The sequence below is a fragment of the Salipiger mucosus DSM 16094 genome (assembly GCF_000442255.1).
Taxonomy (GTDB): domain Bacteria; phylum Pseudomonadota; class Alphaproteobacteria; order Rhodobacterales; family Rhodobacteraceae; genus Salipiger; species Salipiger mucosus.
This window is the reverse complement of the sequence record NZ_KE557288.1, coordinates 9,957-27,621: the sequence shown is the minus strand read 5'-3', so window position 1 is coordinate 27,621 and position 17,665 is coordinate 9,957. Positions and strand designations below refer to the sequence as shown.

18 protein-coding genes and 1 pseudogene are annotated in these 17,665 nt (G+C 68.8%); 12 read left to right on the top strand and 7 right to left on the bottom strand.

The window, feature by feature from the left end; all coding sequences use genetic code 11:
* Positions 1-183 precede the first annotated feature (183 nt).
* The gene (locus SALMUC_RS25990) at positions 184-1,650 is read left to right on the top strand and encodes a D-alanyl-D-alanine carboxypeptidase family protein (protein WP_084514096.1); all 1,467 of its coding nucleotides are present in this window, start codon (positions 184-186) and stop codon (positions 1,648-1,650) included.
* Between the two features lie 204 nt (positions 1,651-1,854).
* Here SALMUC_RS25990 and rpsU read toward each other — a convergent pair whose 3' ends face one another.
* A complete protein-coding gene (gene rpsU, locus SALMUC_RS25985; RefSeq protein WP_020041874.1) occupies positions 1,855-2,061 on the bottom strand; it encodes a 30S ribosomal protein S21 in 207 nt (68 codons plus the stop codon).
* 169 nt (positions 2,062-2,230) lie between these two features.
* Between rpsU and SALMUC_RS25980 the strand changes: the two genes are divergently transcribed.
* Together SALMUC_RS25980 and SALMUC_RS25975 are read left to right on the top strand one after the other, a co-directional pair.
* Positions 2,231-2,920 (top strand): COQ9 family protein, encoded by a 690-nt coding sequence (locus SALMUC_RS25980; protein WP_020041875.1) that lies wholly within the window; start codon positions 2,231-2,233, stop codon positions 2,918-2,920.
* Positions 2,921-2,931: 11 nt separating this feature from the next.
* Positions 2,932-3,918 carry an NAD(P)H-quinone oxidoreductase gene (locus SALMUC_RS25975; protein ID WP_020041876.1) on the top strand — a complete coding sequence of 329 codons (987 nt, stop codon included), beginning with the start codon at positions 2,932-2,934 and terminating at the stop codon, positions 3,916-3,918.
* Between the two features lie 18 nt (positions 3,919-3,936).
* Here SALMUC_RS25975 and SALMUC_RS25970 read toward each other — a convergent pair whose 3' ends face one another.
* Positions 3,937-4,665 carry a DUF2189 domain-containing protein gene (locus SALMUC_RS25970; protein ID WP_020041877.1) on the bottom strand — a complete coding sequence of 243 codons (729 nt, stop codon included), beginning with the start codon at positions 4,663-4,665 and terminating at the stop codon, positions 3,937-3,939.
* 356 nt (positions 4,666-5,021) lie between these two features.
* Here SALMUC_RS25970 and SALMUC_RS25965 point away from each other — a divergent pair, with 356 nt between their 5' ends.
* A complete protein-coding gene (locus SALMUC_RS25965; RefSeq protein WP_020041878.1) occupies positions 5,022-6,008 on the top strand; it encodes a quinone oxidoreductase family protein in 987 nt (328 codons plus the stop codon).
* Between the two features lie 142 nt (positions 6,009-6,150).
* Here the strand turns inward: SALMUC_RS25965 and hemC are convergent, their stop codons facing one another.
* The gene (gene hemC / locus SALMUC_RS25960) at positions 6,151-7,110 is read right to left on the bottom strand and encodes a hydroxymethylbilane synthase (RefSeq protein ID WP_020041879.1); all 960 of its coding nucleotides are present in this window, start codon (positions 7,108-7,110) and stop codon (positions 6,151-6,153) included.
* A 90-nt stretch (positions 7,111-7,200) separates the two neighbouring features.
* Here hemC and hemE point away from each other — a divergent pair, with 90 nt between their 5' ends.
* The gene (hemE, locus tag SALMUC_RS25955; protein WP_021121015.1) at positions 7,201-8,229 is read left to right on the top strand and encodes a uroporphyrinogen decarboxylase; all 1,029 of its coding nucleotides are present in this window, start codon (positions 7,201-7,203) and stop codon (positions 8,227-8,229) included.
* Between the two features lie 175 nt (positions 8,230-8,404).
* Here the strand turns inward: hemE and SALMUC_RS25950 are convergent, their stop codons facing one another.
* Positions 8,405-9,379, bottom strand: a complete 975-nt coding sequence (locus SALMUC_RS25950; protein ID WP_020041881.1) for a DMT family transporter — start codon at positions 9,377-9,379, stop codon at positions 8,405-8,407.
* Positions 9,380-9,509: 130 nt separating this feature from the next.
* Here SALMUC_RS25950 and SALMUC_RS25945 point away from each other — a divergent pair, with 130 nt between their 5' ends.
* Entirely contained in the window at positions 9,510-10,445 is a 936-nt protein-coding gene (locus SALMUC_RS25945) for an ABC transporter ATP-binding protein (RefSeq protein WP_021121014.1), read from the top strand.
* The gene (locus SALMUC_RS25940) at positions 10,442-11,203 is read left to right on the top strand and encodes an ABC transporter permease (protein WP_020041883.1); all 762 of its coding nucleotides are present in this window, start codon (positions 10,442-10,444) and stop codon (positions 11,201-11,203) included. Before SALMUC_RS25945 ends, SALMUC_RS25940 begins: the two co-directional genes overlap by 4 nt.
* A 61-nt stretch (positions 11,204-11,264) precedes the next feature.
* Here the strand turns inward: SALMUC_RS25940 and SALMUC_RS25935 are convergent, their stop codons facing one another.
* Together SALMUC_RS25935 and SALMUC_RS25930 are read right to left on the bottom strand one after the other, a co-directional pair.
* The gene (locus SALMUC_RS25935) at positions 11,265-11,936 is read right to left on the bottom strand and encodes a VPLPA-CTERM sorting domain-containing protein (RefSeq protein WP_020041884.1); all 672 of its coding nucleotides are present in this window, start codon (positions 11,934-11,936) and stop codon (positions 11,265-11,267) included.
* A gap of 190 nt (positions 11,937-12,126) precedes the next feature.
* Positions 12,127-13,188 (bottom strand): YeeE/YedE family protein, encoded by a 1,062-nt coding sequence (locus tag SALMUC_RS25930; RefSeq protein ID WP_020041885.1) that lies wholly within the window; start codon positions 13,186-13,188, stop codon positions 12,127-12,129.
* Positions 13,189-13,318: 130 nt separating this feature from the next.
* On the opposite strand from SALMUC_RS25930, the gene SALMUC_RS25925 reads away from it, so the two are divergent.
* From SALMUC_RS25925 to SALMUC_RS25915, 3 genes are all read left to right on the top strand, one after another.
* A complete protein-coding gene (locus tag SALMUC_RS25925; RefSeq protein ID WP_020041886.1) occupies positions 13,319-14,551 on the top strand; it encodes an MFS transporter in 1,233 nt (410 codons plus the stop codon).
* Positions 14,552-14,617: 66 nt separating this feature from the next.
* Positions 14,618-15,499 carry a 50S ribosomal protein L11 methyltransferase gene (locus SALMUC_RS25920; protein WP_020041887.1) on the top strand — a complete coding sequence of 294 codons (882 nt, stop codon included), beginning with the start codon at positions 14,618-14,620 and terminating at the stop codon, positions 15,497-15,499.
* Between the two features lie 98 nt (positions 15,500-15,597).
* The gene (locus SALMUC_RS25915; protein WP_020041888.1) at positions 15,598-15,942 is read left to right on the top strand and encodes a hypothetical protein; all 345 of its coding nucleotides are present in this window, start codon (positions 15,598-15,600) and stop codon (positions 15,940-15,942) included.
* Positions 15,943-16,051: 109 nt separating this feature from the next.
* On the opposite strand, the gene SALMUC_RS31935 is transcribed toward SALMUC_RS25915, so the two are convergent.
* Positions 16,052-16,342 carry a DUF1127 domain-containing protein gene (locus tag SALMUC_RS31935; protein ID WP_020041889.1) on the bottom strand — a complete coding sequence of 97 codons (291 nt, stop codon included), beginning with the start codon at positions 16,340-16,342 and terminating at the stop codon, positions 16,052-16,054.
* Positions 16,343-16,662: 320 nt separating this feature from the next.
* Here SALMUC_RS31935 and ruvC point away from each other — a divergent pair, with 320 nt between their 5' ends.
* On the top strand, positions 16,663-17,151 hold the full coding sequence (ruvC, locus tag SALMUC_RS25905; protein WP_020041890.1) for a crossover junction endodeoxyribonuclease RuvC: 489 nt from the start codon (positions 16,663-16,665) through the stop codon (positions 17,149-17,151).
* A pseudogene (gene ruvA / locus SALMUC_RS25900) lies at positions 17,148-17,665 on the top strand (Holliday junction branch migration protein RuvA); the annotation flags it as partial. The gene ruvC and the pseudogene ruvA, both read left to right, overlap by 4 nt.

The following is a 17,665-nucleotide window of genomic DNA, read 5'->3' as shown; positions in this document are numbered from 1 at the left end:
TCCTTGAAGTGCGCTTCGTGCTACCTTCAACGGTAATCAAAAGAACAGTTCACCGGGAAACCCGGGGACGCGAGGCAGTGAAAGGCGGACACCGTGACGGGACGGCGCAGGCAGCAGCCGGGCCGAATTGGCCTGTATATTCTTACGTTCATCTGGTTTGTGATCGTCGCGCCGCTGAGCGCGATGGCAGCGCCCTACGCGGCGATGGTCATGGACGCGCGATCCGGCAAGGTACTCCATGCCGAGAACGCGGACACGCGGCTTCATCCCGCGTCCCTGACCAAGATGATGACCCTCTACATCGCCTTCGAGGCGGTGCAGAACGGCGAGCTCAGCATGGATACCGTGGTGAGCATCTCGCGCAACGCGACGGCCGAGCCGCCCTCGAAGCTGGGGCTGCGCACCGGGCAGAAGATGAAGATGCGCTACCTCGTGCGCGCGGCGGCGGTGAAGTCGGCCAACGACGCGGCCACCGCCATCGGCGAGGCGATCTCGGGCTCGGAAGCGGCCTTTGCCCGCCGCATGACCCGGACCGCAAAGGCGCTCGGCATGACGCGCACCACCTTCAAGAACGCCCACGGCCTGACCGAAAGCGGACACCTCTCGACGGCGCGGGACATGACGATCCTCGGGCGTCACATGCTGTACGACTACCCGCAGTACTATAACCTGTTCTCGCGCCGGGCGACCGACGCGGGCATGAAAACCGTCTACTCGCACAACAAGCTGCTGGTGAACTACCGCGGCGCCGACGGCATCAAGACGGGCTACACCCGCGCGGCGGGCTTCAACCTCGTCGCCTCGGCCGTGCGCGGCCGTGAGCGCGTGATCGCCACGGTCTTCGGCGGGCGCTCGAGCTCGACCCGCGACAAGCGGGTGGCCGAGCTTCTCGACCTCGGGTTCAAGAAGGCGCAGACCAACGTCGCGCTGAACAAGCCGAATCGCCCTGCCTACATGGGCAACCAGGGCCTTGGCCCGGTCGAGGTGGCCAAGAACGCCGATGCCTCGCCCTCGGGCGCGACCGGCAAGTCGGTGCGCGTGGTCGCGGCCGCGGTGACCCGCAGCCTGCGTCCACAACTGCGTCCGGGCGCCGAGCCGCCCGCGGTTCCCGATACGGCACCGCTCGTGGCCGAGGTCGCCGACGACATCACGACCGCGCTGGAAGAGGTGCAGGTCGCCGAGGCCGAGGTCGCCCCGACCCCGCCGGCCGAGGATTCGGAAAAGGCGGTCGCGGCGGCCGCGATCGCCGAGGCCAGCGGCATCGCGCCGGGCGCCTCGGTCAAGCCGATGCGCCGGCCGCAGGGCGTGCTGCTGGCCAGCGCCGGGGGCACGACGGCCGACGAGGCCACCGCCGAAGCGGCGGCGCAGGTCGCCCAGAAGCAGGAGGTCGTCACGCGCGTCTCGACGTCGGGCGGACGGCACTGGGGCATCAACGTCGGCCGCTATCCCAGCCGCTACGCCGCCGAGAAGGTGCTGCTGAAGACCGCGCTGATGGAGACCAGCTCGCTCGACGGATCGCTGCGCAAGGTGGTGGGGCGCTCGAACGGCTTCGATGCGAACTTCATGGGCCTGAGCCGCGAGGGTGCCGACCTGGCTTGCCGCCGGCTGCAGGCACGGCAGGTCACCTGCTTCATGATCGGCCCGAGCTGACATCGACACGACCCGGACCGGCGTCACAAGCCGGCCGACCTTCAAGGACCTGGCCCCGGGGACACCATGCCCCGGGGTTTTTCATGTCCGGCGGATGGAGCGTAGCGTGATTACCTGTCCCCCAAAAACGACAAACCCCCGAAAGGCAGATGCCCCGGGGGTCGTCTCGTTCGTGTCGGAAGGTCGGCTGCTGCCGGCGTTGCCTCAGAGGAGGCCTTCGCGCTGGGCCTTCTTGCGTGCGAGTTTGCGGGCGCGGCGGATGGCCTCGGCCTTCTCGCGTGCCTTCTTCTCGGAGGGCTTTTCGAATTGCTGCCGAAGCTTCATTTCACGAAAAACACCTTCGCGCTGCAGCTTCTTCTTCAGGGCGCGGAGCGCCTGATCGACATTGTTGTCGCGAACACTGACCTGCATGTGGTTGTCACCACCTTTCTAGGTTGAAGTTGCATGGAATTGCAGGAAGCTGCCGTATAGCAAGGGCCGGGCGGTTTGTCCAGACCCGCCCCTGTCGTGCCCGCCCGGTGGTCAGCCCCGGGGCCCCGCGCTACACTCAGGGCATGCCCGAGTCACAGGAGGGTGACCGATGACCGACGACAACCTTAACGAGAGATTGCTGGATGCGGCGCTGAATCACGTCGCCTTCGATGGCTGGTCCGAAACGACCTTCCGCGCCGCCGTGGCCGAGATCGGGGCCGACCCGGTGGTCGCGCGCGGCCTCTACCCGCGCGGCGCCGTGGACCTTGCCGTGGCCTTTCACAAGCGCGGCGACGAGGCGATGGAAGCGGCGCTCGACGCCGACGCGATGCAGGAGATGCGCTACCGCGACCGCGTGGCCCACGCGGTTCGCACCCGCATCGAGGCGGTCAAGGACCGCGAGGCGGTGCGCCGTGGCACGACGCTCTTCGCGCTGCCGATGTATGCGCCTGATGGCGCGCGGCTGATCTGGGGGACCGCCGACCGCATCTGGACCGTGCTCGGCGACACCGCGCGCGACATCAACTGGTACACCAAGCGGGCGACGCTGTCGGGGGTCTATTCCTCGACCGTGCTCTACTGGCTGGGGGACGATTCGCTCGACCACCAGGCGACCTGGGAATTCCTCGATCGCCGCATCGAGGATGTCATGCGGATCGAGAAGACCAAGGCCAAGGTGCGCGAGAACCCGGTGCTGAAACGGGTTTTCGCAGGGCCCGAGCGGGTGCTAGGCAAGGTCCGGGCGCCCGGCGTGCCCAAGGACCTGAAACTGCCCGGCGGCTGGACCGCCCCCAGATAGGACGACCACGAATGCCCCAGACCATGCGCGCCGTCGAGATTTCCGAACCCGGCGGCCCCGAGGTGCTGCGCCCGACCGAACGTCCGGTCCCCGAGCCGGGGCACGGGCAGGTGGTCATCCGCGTGGCCTGGGCGGGTGTGAACCGGCCCGACGCGCTGCAGCGCGCGGGCAACTACGCGCCCCCGCCGGGGGCCAGCGACCTGCCGGGGCTCGAGGCCTCGGGCGAGGTCGCCGCCGTCGGGCCGGGCGTGGACTGGCCGCGCGTGGGCGACAATGTCTGCGCCCTGCTGCCGGGCGGAGGCTATGCCGACTACGTGGCGACGCCGGCCGCGCACTGTCTGCCGGTGCCGCAGGGCATGGGCCTGCGCGAGGCGGCCTGCCTGCCCGAGACCTTCTTCACCGTCTGGTCCAACGTTTTCATGCGCGGCGGGCTCGAGGCGGGCGAGCGGTTTCTCGTGCATGGCGGCTCGTCGGGGATCGGCACCACGGCGATCCAGCTCGCGCATCATTTCGGCGCGCGGGTCTTCGCCACCGCCGGTTCGGCCGAGAAATGCGCGGCCTGCACGCGGCTCGGTGCCGAGCGGGCGATCAACTACCGCGACGAGGATTTCGTCGAGGTGCTGCGCGACGAGGGCGGGGCGAACCTGATCCTCGACATGGTGGGCGGCGACTACATCCCGCGCAACGTCAAGGCGCTGGCGGACGAGGGCCGGCTGGTGCAGATCGCCTTCCTGCAGGGGCCGAAGGTCTCGCTGAACTTCGCGCAGGTGATGGTGCGGCGGCTCACGATCACGGGCGCGACCCTGCGCCCGCAGAGCGACCTGGCCAAGGCGCGCATCGCCGAGGCGCTGCTCGCGCGGGTCTGGCCGCTGCTGGAGAGCGGCCAGGTCGCGCCGGTCATGGATTCCGACTTCCCGCTCGAGCAGGCTTCCGAGGCCCACGCGCGCATGGAAGGCTCGACGCACGTGGGCAAGATCGTGCTGCGCGTCGGCGGCTGAGCCGCCGCGCCGCCCGGCTCAGGCCACGGCACGCCGGTAGAAATGCCAGCTCGCGTGGCCCAGCACGGGCAGTACGACGATCAGCCCCAGCAGCAGCGGCAGCGCCCCCAGCGCCAGGAGCACCGCGATCAGCACGCCCCAGCTCAGGACCACCTTCGGGTTGGCCAGCAACACCTTGATCGAGGTCGCAACCGCGACCGGCGCGCCGACGTGCCGGTCGAGCATCAGCGGGAAGGACACCACCGAGACCGCCAGCGCCGCCAGCGCGAAGAGCGCGCCCACGGCGATCCCCAGCACCATCATCAGTTGTCCGCCCGGCGTGGTGACAACCTCGGTCAGGAAGGCCATGACGCTCGATGGCACGGCGTTACCCATGGTGAACTGGTGGATCTCGGCGGCGACCAGCATCCACAGCAGGAAGAGCGCGGCGAGGTAGATCCCCATCACCACGATGGCGCCGAAGGCCGGCGATTCCAGGACGCCGATGGCATGCCCCCAGCGCGGCGCTTCGCCCGCCTCGCGCCTGCGGCTCATCTCGTAGAGGCCGACGGCCGCGAGCGGGCCGAGAATGGCAAAGCCCGAGATCAGCGGGAAGAGCAGCGGCACCAGTTCCATCTGCAGTCCCATGCCGATCAGCACCAGCCCCACGACCGGGTAGACCAGCACGATGAACATCACGTCGCTGCGGCAGGCGGCGAAATCTTCCCAGCCCTTGCGGAGCGACGTGCGGATGTCCTCCATTTCCATGTGCCGCACCTGCGGCGGCGCGGCGTCCTCGCTGCCCAGCTCGCGCGTCGTGGCGGCTAGATGGCTGCCCGTGGCGCCCAGGATTCGGGCGGTCCAGGACAGCCGGATTTCCGATGGTCTTGGCCATGATGATCCTCCCTCTGGCGTGGCGTGACACGCCGGGCGGGGTCCGGCCGGACGCGCCCGGGCCGGACCGGCCGGCGGCGCGCGCATGCGTCAAGGGTAGCACATCGCGCGGACCGCGCGAATCACGACTGCGGGACGGGCCTCGCGCCCGGCCTTGTATCCCCGGCGCCGGCGGCGCAGTCTCGCGCCCGGAGAGGGGCGCATGCCGCCCGGCAGACAAGGAAAGCGACATGACCGAGACCGCGAAGACCGTCATCATCGAGGAACACGGCGGCCCCGAGGCGCTGAAGCTCGTCGACCGCGAGGTGGGCGAGCCGGGCGAGGGCGAGATCCGCATTCGCCACGCCGCCTGCGGGCTCAACTTCATCGACTGCTACCAGCGCTCGGGGCTCTACCCGATGGAGCTGCCGCACGCTCTGGGAATGGAGGCCTCGGGCACCATCGAGGCGGTGGGCCCGGGCGTGACGCACCTCGCCGTGGGCGACCGCGCCGCCTATGCCGCCGTGCCGCCGGGCGCCTATGCCGAGGCGCGCGTGATGCCCGCGGCGCAGGTCTGCAAGCTGCCCGATGCGATCTCCTTCGAGGAGGGCGCGGCGATGATGCTCAAGGGTCTGACGGTGCAGTACCTGTTCCACCGCACGACGCCGCTCAAGGCCGGCGACACGGTGCTGTTCCACGCCGCCGCCGGGGGCGTCGGTCTGATCGCCTGCCAGTGGGCGAAGTCCGAGGGCATCCGGCTGATCGGCACCGCGGGCTCCGAGGAGAAGTGCCAGCTCGCGCTCGAGCACGGGGCGGATGCCTGCATCAACTACGCCACCGAGGACTGGGTCGCCCGGGTGCGCGAGCTGACCGACGGCAAGGGCGTGGACGTGGTGATGGATTCGGTCGGCAAGGAGACCTTCGAGGGCTCGCTCGACTGCCTGAAGCCGCTGGGGATGATGATCTCCTTCGGCAACGCCTCGGGCGCGGTCGAGGCCTTCAACCTCGGGCTGCTGGCGCAGAAGGGCTCGCTCAAGGTGACGCGGCCGACGCTGTTCGCGCATATCGCCTTGCACGAGGCCTGCCAGGACATGGCGGCGATGCTCTTCGACAAGGTGGCCTCGGGCGCGGTGAAGATCCGCATCGATCAGCGCTTCCCGCTGGCCGAGGTGGCCGCGGCCCATCGCGCGCTGGAGGCGCGGCAGACCACCGGCCAGACGATCCTGACGCTGGACTGATCCGGCGGAGCGCCTCGCGGCGCGCGGGGGGAGCGTCCCGCCGCCCGGGGCGGCCGGACGCCGGGAGAGGGGCGCTGCCCCTCTTCGCGCCTGTGGCGCGAATTCACCCCGGCGTATTTGCGGGAAAGATGAAAGTGGCGGTTCAGGTCCGCCAGTCGAAGAAGTTCGGGCCGGCGCGCGAGAGCAGGTCGCGGGCGAGGTCGCGGCCCATTTCGGCGCCGTCGGCGATGGTGCCGTGCCGCTCGTCGGCATGCGCCTCGGAGCCGTCCGGGCGCAGGATCTCGCCGCGCAGCCGCAGGGCTGGGCCCTCGAGTTCGGCGAGACCCGCGATGGGCGTCTCGCAGGAGCCGTCGAGCGCGGCGAGGAAGGCGCGTTCCGCCGAGAGGCGCTGAGCCGTCTCGGTGTCGTGGATCGCCGAGAGCATGCCGGCGACGCGGTCGTCGTCCTCGCGGCGCTCGATGCCGATGGCGCCCTGGGCGACGGCGGGCAGCATGTCCTCGGGCGTGATGGGGGTCATCGGCACGCCGGGGATCTGCATGCGGTTGAGCCCGGCCATGGCGAGGAAGGTGCAGGCGGCGACGCCCTCGTCGAGCTTGCGCAGGCGGGTCTGCATGTTGCCGCGGAACTCGACCACCGTCAGGTCGGGACGGCGGGTCTGCACCTGGGCGCGGCGGCGCAGGCTCGAGGTGCCGACGACGGTGCCGGCCGCGAGCTCGGCGATGGCGGTGTAGCCCGGGGAGATGAAGGCGTCGCGCACGTCCTCGCGCGGGAGGTAGCAGTCGAGCGCGAGACCGCCGGGCTGCTCGACCGGCATGTCCTTCATCGAGTGCACCGCGATGTCGATGCCACCCGCGAGCAGTTGCTCCTCGATCTCGCGGGTGAAGAGGCCCTTGCCGCCCAGCACCTTGAGCGGCGTGTCGGTGGCGATCATCGCGCGGTTGTCGCCGGTGGTCTTGATGACCACGATCTCGAAGGCCGCCTCGGGCAGGTCGAAGGCGGCGGCGAGACGGTCGCGGGTTTCGTGCGCCTGTGCCAGCGCCAGCGGCGAGCCGCGGGTGCCGATGCGGAGCGGGCGGTCGGGGTCGGGCAGGTCCTGCGTCATGCCTTCGAGCTTTATGTCGCGCGGCGGGTGGTGGCAATGGGGCGTGTTTTGACCTATCTGCCTCCGAGGCGACATACGGGGGAGAGACCGATGACCAAGACGATCCTGCGCGCGCTGGCCGGGGAAACCCTCGAGGTGCCGCCCATCTGGATGATGCGGCAGGCCGGGCGCTACCTGCCGGAGTACAAGGAGGTGCGGGCGCAGGCCGGCGACTTCCTCTCTCTGTGCTACACGCCCGAGCTCGCCGCCGAGGTCACGCTGCAGCCGATCCGGCGCTACGGCTTCGACGGGGCGATCCTCTTTGCCGACATCCTGCTGGTGCCCCAGGCGCTGGGGGCCGACCTGTGGTTCGTCACAGGAGAAGGGCCGCGGCTGTCGACCGTCACGACCGAGGCGGATTTCGAGAAACTCGGGCGCGGCGAGATGATCCACGACACTTTGAGCCCGGTCTACGAGACGATCCGCATCCTGCGCCGCGAGTTGCCCGCCGAGACCACGCTCATCGGCTTCGCCGGGGCGCCCTGGACGGTGGCGACCTACATGATCGGCGGGCGCGGCACCAAGGATCAGGGCCCGGCGCATGCGCTCAAGGCCGAGAACCGCGCGCTCTTCGAGCGGCTCATGGAGCGTCTGACCGAGGCGACGATCGACTACCTCTCGGCGCAGGTCGAGGCCGGGGCCGAGGTGGTGAAGCTCTTCGATTCCTGGGCGGGCTCGCTGCAGGGCGAGGACTTCGACCGCTACACGCGCGACACGGCGCGGACCATCGTGGGTGAGCTCAAGGCGCGGCACCCGGGCCTTCCGGTGATCGTCTTCCCGCGCGGCGCGGGCGAGCGCTTTGCCGGCTTCCATGCCGCGACCGGCGCGGACTGCGTGGCGCTCGATGACGCGGTGAGCCCGGAATGGGCGGCAGAGCACGTGCAGCCCTCGGGCTGCGTGCAGGGCAACCTGGCCAACACGCACATGGTGACCGGTGGCGATGCGCTGGTGCGCGAGACGCGCAGGATCGTCGAGGACTTCTCGAAAGGCCCGCATATCTTCAACCTCGGCCATGGCATCACGCCCGATGCCGACCCTGCGAACGTGCAGGTGATGATCGACGCGATCCGGGGGAGCTAGGCATCTCCTCCGGCGTCGCGTCGGGGCCATCCGTCGTGATTTGCGTATTTGGAACAAGAAGAAGCACGGAAGCGTGATGAGGCCACGTGGGCCGAAGGCTGGTATTTCGGGCCCCTTGCTTCTTCTTGTTTGAAAATACGCATTGACGCCATCTGCGGCCTAGCGTGACGATTGATCAGCGCCGCCCCCAGAGCCTGCGCCGGCCGGGCTGTGGACGCGCTCGGGCGCGTTCGCGCAGGAAGACGAAGAGTCCGGCGCCGACGATCAGCAGGCAGCCCAGCCAGACGCTTGCGCCGGGCCATTCGCCGAAGATCAGCCAGCCCCAGAGGATCGCCAGCGGCAGGCCGACGTATTCGAACGGCGCCACCACCGCGACGTCGGCCATGCGGTAGGCTGCGCTGAGCGCGTAGCCGACAAGTCCCGACAGCACGCCGAGCGTCAGGATGATCCAGAGGTCCTCCGTTCGTGGCAGGATCCAGGCGCGGAGCAGGAAGTCGAGGGCTTCGCCTTCGTCGGCGGGGGCGAAGCGGCCATTGCCGGCGATCAGCCAGAAGCCGAGGGAGACGGCCAGAAAGGTCAGCTGCAGGTAGACGGCCAGCGCCGCGGCGGGGCTGCGCATCCCCAGTCGCCGGGTCAGCACCTGCATCAGCGCGTAGAGCAGGGCCGCGATCACGGGCAGTGTCAGAACCAAGCGCGACTGCGCGAGATCGGCCTTCCAGGGCTGCTGCATGACCAGGACGCCGAGGAAGCCGACGAGGACCGCGCCCAGCCGCAGCGGCCCCACCTTTTCGCGCAGCAAGGGGATCGACAGCAGCGTGATGAAGAGCGGGGCCGCGAAGAAGAGCGCCGTGGCCTGCGCCAGCGGCAGGGCCGCCACCGCGAGATAGAAGGTCATGTTCGCGAGCACCACCAGCACCCCGCGCAGGACGTGCAGCCAGGGTGTGTCGGTCCGCAGCCCCCGCAGGCCGCCTTCGCGGCTCAGCAGTCCGAACGTGACGACCAGGGCGATCACTGCCCGCATGCCGACGATCTGGTGCAGCGGGTAGCCGCCCGAGAGCAGCTTGATCAGCATGTCGTTGACCGAGATCGCGACAACGCCGAGGCAGATGAAGAGGATGCCCAGTGCGGGCCGGTCGGGGGAGTGGCTCATGCCTCCGCGTTAGCGGGCCGCGCGCCGACGTGCCAGCCGGGAAATCGCCCGCACAACGGGCGGTGCGCCTTCGCACATTGCGTCCCGGGTCGTAAGGTCTAGTTACCGCTCACGGGAAGCGGAGGGACGCATGACGGCAATGGTCGAGGTAAGCGGGGCGCGCAAGGTCTATGACGGCGGGTTCGAAGCTCTGAAGGGCGTGGATCTGGAGATCCGCAAGGGCGAGATCCTGGCGCTGCTGGGCCCCAACGGCGCCGGCAAGACGACGCTGATCTCGGTGATCTGCGGTCTGGCGATGCCGAGCGGCGGGACGATCCGCGTGGGCGGGCACGACGTGGTGGCCGACTTTCGCGAGGCGCGCAGCCTGATCGGGCTGGTGCCGCAGGAGGTCTCGCTCGAACCCTTCGAGAAGGTCATCAACACCGTGCGCTTCTCGCGCGGGCTCTTCGGCAAGCGCCGCGACGACGCTCTGATCGAGGACCTGCTGCGCCGCCTCAGCCTCTGGGACAAGCGCGACGAGCCGATCCGCGCGCTCTCGGGCGGCATGAAGCGGCGCGTGCTCATCGCCAAGGCGTTGAGCCACGAGCCGGCGGTGCTGTTCCTCGACGAGCCCACGGCGGGCGTCGACGTCGAGCTGCGCCGCGACATGTGGGAGATCGTCGAGGATCTGCGCCGGCGCGGCACGACGATCATCCTGACGACGCATTACATCGAGGAGGCCGAGGCCATCGCCGACCGCATCGGTGTCATCAACGGGGGCGAGATCCTGCTGGTCGAGGAGACCGACAGCCTCATGGCGCGCATGGGGCACAAGACGCTGCGCGTCGAGCTGGACAGCCCGGTCGACACGCTGCCGCCCGGGCTCGAGGGGCGCGGCCTCACGCTCGAGGAGGGCGGGCGCGTGATCGTCTACGAGTACGACAGCGCCGCCGAGCGCAGCGGCATCGCGCGGCTGATGGCCGACATGACGCAGGCCGGGCTCGTGGTGCGCGACATCGAGACCCGCAAGGATTCGCTCGAGGACATCTTCGTGGGCCTCGTGAAGAAACAGGAGACGGCGGCATGAACTGGCTCGGCATCTGGGCGATCTACCGGTACGAAATGACGCGGTTCTTCCGCACGCTGCTGCAGAGCTTCATCTCGCCGGTCATCTCGACCTCGCTCTATTTCGTGGTCTTCGGCGCCGCCATCGGCTCGCGCATCGAGCAGGTCGAGGGGGTGAGCTACGGCGCCTTCATCGTCCCGGGGCTGGTGATGCTCTCGGTGGTGATGCAGGCGGTCTCGAACGCCTCCTTCGGGATCTACTTCCCGAAGTTCATCGGCACGATCTACGAGCTGCTCTCGGCCCCGGTGAACTTCCTCGAGGTGGTGACGGGCTACGTCGGGGCGGCGGCGACCAAGGCGCTCTTCATCGGGGTCGTGATCCTCGGGACGGCCTCGCTCTTCGTGGATCTCACGATCCAGCATCCGCTGGCGATGGTGGCCTTCCTGCTGCTGACCTGCACCAGCTTCGCGCTGCTGGGGTTCATTCTCGGGATCTGGGCCAAGAACTTCGAGCAGTTGCAGCTGGTGCCGATGCTCATCATCACGCCGCTGATCTTTCTCGGCGGGTCGTTCTACTCGATCTCGATGCTGCCGCCGGCCTGGCAGACGATCACGCTCTTCAACCCGGTGGTCTACCTGATCTCGGGGTTCCGCTGGGCCTTCTTCGGCATGTCGGACGTGCCCGTGGGGCTGAGCCTGCTGGCCATCGCCGGGTTCACGGCGCTTTGCATCGGGATCGTGTGGTGGATCTTCCGCACCGGCTGGCGCATCCGGCCGTGATGACTGGACCGGGCCGCCCTCCTGTCACTTGGAAGGGCGGCCCGGAAACGTAATCGCCCGATCAGGCCGCCTTGCGCCGGCGCCGCGCTCCGAAGAGGCCGAAGGCGCCCACGGCTGCGCCCAGAAGCGGCAGGGATGCCGGAAGCGGGACTGCCGCGACCGCGGAAACCGAGAGGTTGTCCAGTGCCCAGTGGTCGAAAGACGAGCCGGAGTTGAAGACCTGCATGAATGACAGCTGCGTCGAGCCGGTCTGCGCGGCCGTCGGGATCAGTGTCGAGAAGGCGCCGAACTGATTGGCGTAGGTCGCATCCTCGGTGTCGATCCGGGCGAACTCGGTGAACGACGTTCCGCCGTCGATGGAATAGGCGACGATGAAGTCTTCGCCCGCGTCGGCGTTCTCGTAGTAGCCGAAATCGTTGGTCGCGCTGGTGCCGAAGAGGAAGTCGAAGGCGAGCGTGCCGCCGGCGCTGAGATCGAGCGCTCCGGTGGTCGCGTGGCGAAGCTGACCGCCGGTCGACAGCGCGCTGACGCCGGCCGGCGTCGTTCCTTGGTTGGCTCCGCTTCCCGTGAAGGCCAGCGCCGAGTTCGATGCATCGTTCACGTCAGTGCGGAAGCTGTAGACGCTGGCCGAGTCAAACAGCGCCGGCAGCGTCGCGTCGTTGAAATCGTAGGTGATGGCGGCTGCGCCGGTCGCCAGGCTGCCAAACGCGGCAGCAAGCAAAAAGGTCTTCATGAATGACTCCTGTTGACCATTTAAACAATGCCGGACCGGACTGTCGGGGCCGGTGACGGCAGCGACATTACGGTGTGTCGCGCAATATTCTTAGGCCACCGTCCGGAATCTGGCCAGCGTCAAATGCGGCGCGATTGCGTCATTCGCGCGGCGGTGTGGCGGGAATGGCGATATCGCCTGCTTCGCGCGTTCAGGCGGCCGCGGCTTGCCGGCGGCCACCCATGAGAACGTCGGTGGTCATGCCGCCGATCCACATGCAGAACAGTGCCAGCCAGGCGGTGCCGACGAAGATCGAGCCGCCGGTGACACCCGCGCCGATGGCGCAGCCGCCCGCGAGCATGCCGCCAAAGCCCATCAGCGCCGCGCCGATCATGGCGTTGCGCATCGGCGTCGGCCCCTCGAAGCCTTGAAACTTGAGCTCGCCTGCCCAGGTCGCGGCGAGGAAGGCACCGAGGAACACGCCGGGGACCAGCCCCACGTCGAACTCGAGCACCGCGTCGCGCTCGAGGAAGAACATCAACGTGTGCGCCGAGGGACCGGTGAAGGTCGCGCTCTCGACCTGGACCGGGTCGAAGGCTGCGTTCGACAGCGCGTAGGTCAGCCCCCATCCCAGCGCCACGGCAAAGCCCACGCCCGAGGCGAAGACCAGCCGCCGCGCGCCGATGCGGTTGCGGCGCGCGAGTTCGAGCGCCAGCAGCGCGATGGCGAGACCGATCACCAGCCCCGCCTCGCGCGGCAGGTGCATCGCCGCCAGCAGGTCCATGTTGCGCCCGCCCCCGGTGATCCAGAGCCCGGCCAGCCGGTCGCGCAGCGGGGTCAGCAGGCCCGACAGCGACATCTGCGCCACCACGGCAAAGATCAGCCCCGAGACCACCGACCGCAGGTTGCCCGTGGCCGCCAGCACCAGCAGCCTCCCCGAGCAGCCGCGCGCCAGCACCATGCCCGCGCCGAACATCAGCCCGCCGATGATCGCCCCGGACCACGAGCCCGGCACCGCCATCATGCGGGCATTGGCCGGGTCGAAGAAACCCAGCAGCCGCGCGCCCTGCACCCAGACCAGCGCGGTCGAGAAGGTCAGCAGCCAGACCGCCACCTTGTCGCCCAAGCTGCCGCGGGCGAATTCCACCACCGCCGCGCGCAGGCAGAACCGCGAGCGCTGCGCCGCCACGCCGAAGACCACGCCGGTCAGCAGCCCGAAAAGCGCCGCCGTGGGGCGCTCGCCGATGCTGTCGAGGATGGTGATGATGTCCATGGCGCAGCCCTCCTGATCTGGCGGGACCTATGCCGGAGGCTGAATGTATATGCCTTGATCCATGTCATGTGCGCGCGGCGCGCCGCTTTGGCGCTCGCCAAGGCGCGGGAAACGGCCTAAAGCCTTGTCCATGACCCGCATCGTCCCCCTCGGCGACGCGCACGCCCTGCCGGTCTGGCGCAGGCCCGTGACGCTCCTGTTCCTCATGGCCATCGCCATGCCGCTGAGCTTCGCCACATGGTCGGCGCTGCTCAACAACTTCGTCATCGAGGCCGCGGACTTCGACGGCTCGGACATCGGCTGGCTGCACACCGTGCGCGAGATCCCGGGCTTCCTTGCAATCGGGGTGATCGCGATCCTGCTCTTCATGCGTGAGCAGGCGCTGGCGCTGGTGGCGCTCACCATGCTGGGCGTGGCGACGGCGGTGACCGCCTGGTTCCCGAGCATGGCCGGGCTGCTGACCGTGACGATGCTCAGTTCGATCGGCTTCCATTACTACGAGACGGTCAACCAGTCGCTGCAGCTGCAATGGCTGCCCAAGGACCGCGCGCCCAAGGTGCTTGGCCTGCTGCTGGCCGCCGCCTCGGCCGCGACGCTGGTGGCCTATGTCGCCATCGTCATGACCTGGGAGGCTTTCGACCTCTCCTACAACTTCGTCTACCTCGTCTCGGGCGGCGCGACGCTGGTGATCGTTACCTACTGCGCGTTGGTCTTCCCCCGCTTCGAGAGCCCCAATCCGCAGCGCAAGCGCTTCGTGCTGCGGCGGCGCTACTGGCTCTACTACGCGCTGCAGTTCATGTCGGGGGCCCGGCGTCAGATCTTCGTGGTCTTCGCGGGCTTCATGATGGTCGAACGCTTCGGCTTCGAGGTGCACGAGGTGACGGGGCTCTTCCTCGTGAACCTGGTGGCCAACATGATCTGCGCGCCGCTGCTGGGCCGGGCGGTGCACCGCTACGGCGAGCGGCCGGTGCTGATTTTCGAATACGTGGGGCTCACCATCGTCTTCCTCGCCTACGGCGGGATCTACTGGTTCGGCTGGGGCGTGGTGCTGGCCGCGGTGCTCTACGTGATCGACCACATCTTCTTTGCCCTCGCGCTGGCGCTGAAGACCTATTTCCAGAAGATCGCGGACCCCGGCGACATCGCGCCCACCGCGGCCGTGGCCTTTACCATCAACCATATCGCGGCGGTCTTCCTGCCGGTGCTGCTGGGCTATCTCTGGCTTGTCGCGCCCGGCGCGGTCTTCGGCCTCGCGGCGGGCATGGCGCTGACCTCGCTGGGGCTCTCGCTGCTGATCCCGCGCCATCCCGCGCCCGGGCACGAGACCATTCTGGCCGGCGGACTGCCCGCGCCGGCCGAGTGACGCGCGGCGCGGCTTTTCCCCGCGCCGGAAACGCGCTATCCGGCCCTCGAACGCAGGAGTGACCCCATGCCCAAGACCTGGACCGCCTTCACCAAGCTTTCCGCCAAGGACCCGGCCGAGTCGCTGGGCGAGGCGATGGAAGAGCTCGAACCCGAACCCTCGGGCGTGGGCGTCTTCGAGATCGAGGACGGCAGCGGCACCTGGGAGGTCGGCGGCTACTTCACCGAGCCGCCGGACGAGATCGAGCTTGCCCTGCTGGCGGCGGCCTACGGGGCGCAGGATTTCGTCGTCTCCGAGGTGCCCGACACCGACTGGGTCGACAAGGTCCGGCGCGAGCTGACCCCGGTCGAGGCCGGACGCTTCTTCGTCTATGGCAGCCACGACGCCGACAAGGTGCCCGAGGGCGCCGAGCCGCTGCTGATCGAGGCCGCCATGGCCTTCGGCACCGGGCACCACGGCACGACACTGGGCTGCCTGCGGGCGCTCGACCGGCTGGCGACCGGGGGCTTCACCGGCCGCAACGTGGCCGACATCGGCTGCGGCACGGCGGTGCTGGCGATGGGCGCGGCGCGGATCTGGAACGACGCGATCATTGCCTCGGACATCGACGAGGTGGCCGTCGAGGTGGCCGAGGCGAACCTGCGCGCCAACGACCTCCTGGGCCGGGTGCACTGCGTCGAGGCGACCGGCTTCGACCACCCCGAGATCGCGGCCCGCGCGCCCTTCGACCTCGTCTTCGCCAACATCCTAAAGCAGCCGCTCATCGACCTCGCGCCCGACATGGCCAAGCACCTGCAGCCCGGCGGCTACGCGATTCTCTCGGGCATCCTGACGCGGCAGGCCGACGAGGTGATCGAGGTTTATGCCCGCAACGGCATCAATCTGGTCAATCGCGAGGAGATTGGTGACTGGGTCACCCTCACCATCCAGCGCGCCGCCCCGGAATAGCCACAGTCTGGCGCAATGAGGGCACTTGCCTCAATTTCGCCGCTTTTCGCCATTAGCCACGATGTCGCTCGGTGGGGGCCGATGCGAACGAGGCTGCCATGGATAATGCGATCCGGAACTTTGAAAAGCGCCACCGGGCGCTGACCGCCAAGCACCGCAAGCTGGCGCAGGGCTACGTGACGCAGCTGAACCGCAACGGCACGCTCGAGCATCGTCCGATCCGCCGGACGCCCGGCTTCACGCTCAAGGGCGTCCTCTTGGCCGTCGCCGGGTTCCTGGTGTTCAAGGCTTACCTGCTCGCGAGCATGGGCCCCGAGACCTACGCGGGCCACCTGGCGCAGCTGTCCTCCGGCACCGTGGCCGAGCGCGCCGGCGCCTGGGTGATGGGCGTGGACCCGGCGACCGCCTGGGTCGCCAAGCTGATGCAGGGCTATCTCGGCTGAAGCGTCGCATCGTTCACGCCGGGATCGACCCCGGAACGAAAAAGGCCGCGTCCCGAGGGACGCGGCCTTTTCCGTGAGTGGTGTCGGCAAACCCTGACCCGTGAAAGGCTCAGTGGAAGCGGGTGATGCGGTCGATGTCGCCGCGGCGCAGGCCGATGTCGTCCAGCTCGCGGTCGGTGAGGGCCAGCAGGCTCTTGCGCGTGAGCCGCGCGTCGTTCCAGTCCTTCAGGGTCGCGAAGGCTGCGGCACAGACGGCGCCCACACGGGCGGCCGCGTCTGCGATCGAGGAGGTGTCGCCACGGCCGGCCTGGGCGCCCGATGCGACGAGAAAGACGTTGCCGATACGCCCGGCAACTCCGGTGGCGCCGTCCGTGGGACGGAAGCTGTCATAGGTAGACATGGGTCAGGGTCCTTGTCCTAGAGTTTTCATGGTGCCTAATTTGTATGCGGGCAGATAGCGACGGCATCGCGGGGCCACAACGTCGGAATCTGCATGGTCCTCATGCAGTTTTCGCATGGCTCAAAACGTCATCAACTTGATGAAAAATCGTATGAAATCTGTGCAATTCGGGCGTCGCCTGCGGGCTGCGCAATGTCGCTTCCGGGACGCTTGCGTCGCTGCCGGGCCAGCCGTGTCGCAAACGGGCAACGGGCTTTCGACTTGGCCTGTGTTCGCGTTTCGTGCTATTCGACGAAAAATAATGACAAGGGCGGGCAGTGATGCGGGTTCTCGGCATCGATCCGGGGTTGCAGCGCCTCGGCTGGGGCGTGATCGAGGCGCAGGGCAGCCGGTTGCGGCATGTTTCCAACGGCGTTTGCGAATCGGGAAAGGGCGAACTGGCGACGCGCCTGCTGTCGCTTCACGCCCAGCTGACCGAGGTCCTGCGCGCCTGGGCGCCCGACCTCGCGGCGGTGGAGAAGACCTTCGTCAACCGTGACGGCGCGGGCACGCTGAAGCTGGGGCAGGCGCGCGGGATCGCCCTGCTGGTGCCGGCGCAGTTCGGGCTCGAGATCGGGGAATATTCGCCGAACTCGGTCAAGAAGACGGTCGTCGGCGTGGGCCACGCCGACAAGCGGCAGGTGGATCACATGGTGAAGATGCAGCTTCCCGGTATCGAGATTGCCGGACCCGACGCCGCCGATGCGCTGGCGGTGGCGATCTGCCATGCGCGCCACATCGGCACCCGGCAGCTGAAGGTGCGGGCATGATCGGGCGTATCGCGGGGGTGGTGATCTCGAAGGGCGACGATCACGTGCTGATCGACGTGCGCGGCGTGGGCTACGTCGTGCATTGCTCGGACCGGGTGCTGGCCTCGTTGCCCGGGCCGGGGGAGGCGGCGGCGCTCTTCACCGACCTTCTGGTGCGCGAGGACCTGCTGCATCTCTATGGCTTTCCGACGCTGGTCGAGAAGGAGTGGCACCGCCTGCTGATGTCGGTGCAGGGCGTGGGCGCCAAGGCCTCGCTGGCGATCCTGGGCGCGCTCGGGCCCGACGGGGTGAGCCGCGCCATCGCGCTGGGGGACTGGTCCGCGATCAAGGCGGCCAAGGGCATCGGCCCCAAGACCGCGCAGCGCGTGGTGAACGAGCTCAAGGACAAGGCGCCGACGGTCATGGCCATGGGGGCGGGCGCCGCGACCTTCACCGACGCCGACCCGGTGATCGAGGAAGCGGGCGCCGCCCCGGCCGCCGCCGCGCCGACCCCCGCGCCCCGCGCGCAGCCCTC